The sequence below is a fragment of the Stenotrophomonas sp. YIM B06876 genome (assembly GCF_030711595.1).
Lineage (GTDB): Bacteria > Pseudomonadota > Gammaproteobacteria > Xanthomonadales > Xanthomonadaceae > Stenotrophomonas.
Genome location: NZ_JAUJUJ010000345.1, coordinates 1 through 889, shown reverse-complemented (window position 1 = coordinate 889; position 889 = coordinate 1). Strand labels below are relative to the sequence as shown.

At 63.3% G+C, this 889-nt stretch carries 1 protein-coding gene; it reads right to left on the bottom strand.

All coding sequences use genetic code 11. From position 1 onward, the window contains the following. A partial coding sequence (gene icd / locus QZH66_RS17190; protein ID WP_305807059.1) for an NADP-dependent isocitrate dehydrogenase occupies positions 1-889 on the bottom strand: 889 nt, incomplete at both ends.

Below are 889 nucleotides of genomic sequence, written 5' to 3'. Positions count from 1 at the left end.
CAACCCATGTGGCGCAGCATCATTTCGGCCGAGAGGATTTCGGAGCCGGGGTTCACGTAGTCCTTGCCGGCGTACTTGGGCGCCGTGCCGTGCGTGGCCTCGAACATGGCGATGGTGTCGGACAGGTTGGCACCGGGTGCAATGCCGATGCCGCCCACCTGCGCGGCCAGGGCGTCGGAGACATAGTCGCCGTTCAGGTTCAGCGTGGCGATCACCGAGTATTCGGCCGGGCGCAGCAGGATCTGCTGCAGGAAGGCATCGGCGATGCTGTCCTTGATGGTGATTTCCTTGCCCGTCTTGGGGTTCTTGAACTGCATCCAGGGGCCGCCGTCGATCAGCTCGGCGCCGAACTCCTTGGCCGCCAGGCCGTAGGCCCAGTCGCGAAAGCCCCCTTCGGTGAACTTCATGATGTTGCCCTTGTGCACGATGGTCACGCTGGGCTTGTTGTTGTCGATGGCGTACTGGATGGCCTTGCGCACCAGGCGCTCTGTGCCTTCGCGCGAGACGGGCTTGATGCCGATGCCCGAGGTGGCCGGGAAGCGGATCTTCTTGACGCCCATCTCGTCCTGCAGGAACTTGATGAGCTTCTTGGCCTTGTCGGACTCGGCTTCGAACTCGATGCCGGCATAGATGTCTTCCGAGTTCTCGCGGAAGATCACCATGTTCGTCTTGTGCGGCTCCTTGACGGGCGAAGGCACGCCGTCGAAGTACTGGATGGGGCGCAGGCAGACGTACAGGTCGAGTTCCTGGCGCAGGGCCACGTTGAGCGAACGGATGCCGCCGCCCACGGGCGTGGTCAGCGGGCCCTTGATCGACACGACATAGTCCTTGACGGCGTGCAGGGTCTCCTCGGGCAGCCACAAGTCGGGGCCGTAGACCTTGGTGGATT